Origin of the sequence: Streptomyces adustus, assembly GCF_009377175.1 — a bacterium.
Classification (GTDB): Bacteria; Actinomycetota; Actinomycetes; order Streptomycetales; family Streptomycetaceae; genus Streptomyces; species Streptomyces adustus.
Genome location: NZ_VJZD01000510.1, coordinates 1 through 2148, shown reverse-complemented (window position 1 = coordinate 2148; position 2148 = coordinate 1). Strand labels below are relative to the sequence as shown.

Below are 2148 nucleotides of genomic sequence, written 5' to 3'. Positions count from 1 at the left end.
AGGTGCAGCCCCTTCGACCCGGAGGTCTTGGCGTACGCCTCGATCCCGTCGGCGGCCAGCCGCTCGCGCAGCCACAGCGCGACCTCGCAGCACTCGACGACGGTGGCGGGCGAGCCCGGATCGAGATCGAAGACGATCCGGTCGGCGGCCTCGGCCTCCTGGACGACCCACTGCGGTGTGTGGAACTCCGTGACGAGGTTGGCGGCCCACATCAGACTGGCCAGGTCCTGCACGAGCACCATCCGGGCGGGCCCCTCCGACCTGGGCACCTCGGCGGTGGTGACCCACTCGGGCGTACCCGGCGGCACGTTCTTGGTGAAGAAGACCTGCCCGTCGGGCCCGTCCGGGTACCGCAGGAAGGAGACCGGCCGGTCACGCAGATGGGGCAGCAGGACGTCGGCGATCGTCGCGTAGTAGTGCAGCACCTCGCCCTTGGTGAACCCGGACGCCGGATACAGCACCTTGTCGAGGTTGCTGAGCGCGAGCCGCCGCCCCTCCACCTCCGTGATTGGCGTCATACGATGAGAATCCCACGGAGACCTGGCATCTCATGACAAACCATGCGCAAGAGAAGTGATCGAAAGGGTGTGGCGCGTGCGATCCATCTGGAACGGAGCCATCTCGTTCGGCCTGGTGAGCATCCCCATCAAGCTGGTGAACGCCACCGAGAGCCATTCGATCTCCTTCCGTCAGTTCCACACCGAGGACGGCGGCCGCATCCGGTACCGCAAGATCTGCGAGCTGGAGGACCGCGAGGTCCCCTCGGCGGAGATCGGCAAGGGGTACGAGGACACGGACGGCACGATCATCCCGATCACCGACGAGGACCTGTCCCACCTGCCGATCCCCACCGCGCGGACGATCGAGATCGTGGCCTTCGTCCCGTCGGACCGGATCGATCCCCTGCACCTCGAAAGCGCGTACTACCTCGCGGCGAGCGGAGCCCCGGCCGCGAAGCCGTACACGCTGCTGCGCGAGGCGCTCAAGCGCAGCAACAAGGTGGCCATCGCCAAGTTCGCGCTGCGCGGCCGTGAGCGCCTGGGCATGCTGCGGGTGGTGGAGGACGCCATCGCCCTGCACGGCCTGCTCTGGCCCGACGAGGTACGCGCCCCGGAAGGCGTCGCTCCCGACACCGAGGTCACCGTCAACGACAAGGAACTCGACCTGGCGGACGCCCTCATGGACACCCTCGGCGAGGTCGACATCGAGGACCTGCACGACGAGTACCGCGAGGCCCTGGAACAGGTCATCGCGGCGAAGGCGGCCGGTGAGGCGCCGCCGGAATCCCCGGAACCGGCGACGGGCGGCAAGGTCCTCGACCTGATGGCGGCACTGGAGAAGAGCGTACGGGCGGCCCAGGAGTCGAGGGCCGGGGAGACCCGGGGCGCGGCGGAGGAGACGGCGGACGCGGAGGTCAGAGAGCTCCCGACGGCCCGCAGGACGGCACGGTCCCAACCCAAGGAGACCGGGGGGAAGAAGTCGACGACGGCCGCGAAGCGCACGTCCGGGACGTCCACCACGGCAAGGAAGTCGACGTCGAAGTCGGCCCAGCCGACGAAGAGGACGGCGGCCAAGTCCACCGCCGCCAGCACGACATCGAAATCGACCGCGAGATCGACCGCGAGATCGACCGGGAAAACGACCGGGAAATCGACTGCCAAGACCACGGCGAAGGCGGCCGACAAGACATCGGCCGACAAGACGACTGCCGGGAAGTCGGCGCCCGGAAAGACAACAGCCCGCAAACGTACGGCTTGACGCCTCGCGGCCGCGGGGCCACCGCCTCGCGCGGCCGTGGGGCGACTGCTTTGTGGGGCCGCGGGGCGACCGTCTTGTGGGGCCGCGGGGCGACCGTCTTGCGAGGCCGCGGGGCGACCGTCTTGCGAGGCCGCGGGGCTATCGCTTTGTGAGGCCGCTGGGCCACCGCCTCGCGCGGACGTCGCGCCACCGCCGTGCGCGGACGTCGCGCCCCGCCCTGCGTGGTCAACCGGCCGGAGTCCGCCCCGCGTCAGGAGCCCCCGGCACGGCATCCCGTGGATCTGCCGCACCCGCTGCACCCCGGGCACCCGTCGGCATCGCGCCGTCCCGCTCCCGTTCCCTTTCATGTCCCCGCTGCGGCTTCGCCCCGCCGGCCGCCAACACCAGCCC

2 protein-coding genes are annotated in these 2148 nt (G+C 70.2%); one reads left to right on the top strand and one right to left on the bottom strand.

The genetic code is table 11. From position 1 onward, the window contains the following. Positions 1 to 518: non-homologous end-joining DNA ligase LigD (gene ligD / locus FNH09_RS46180; protein ID WP_476691281.1), on the bottom strand; the 518-nt coding region annotated here is incomplete at its 3' end. A 76-nt stretch (positions 519 to 594) separates the two neighbouring features. Here ligD and ku point away from each other — a divergent pair. Then, complete coding sequence (gene ku / locus FNH09_RS46175) at positions 595 to 1758, top strand: non-homologous end joining protein Ku (RefSeq protein ID WP_162470117.1); 1164 nt, start codon at positions 595 to 597, stop codon at positions 1756 to 1758. The last annotated feature ends 390 nt before the right edge of the window (positions 1759 to 2148 follow it).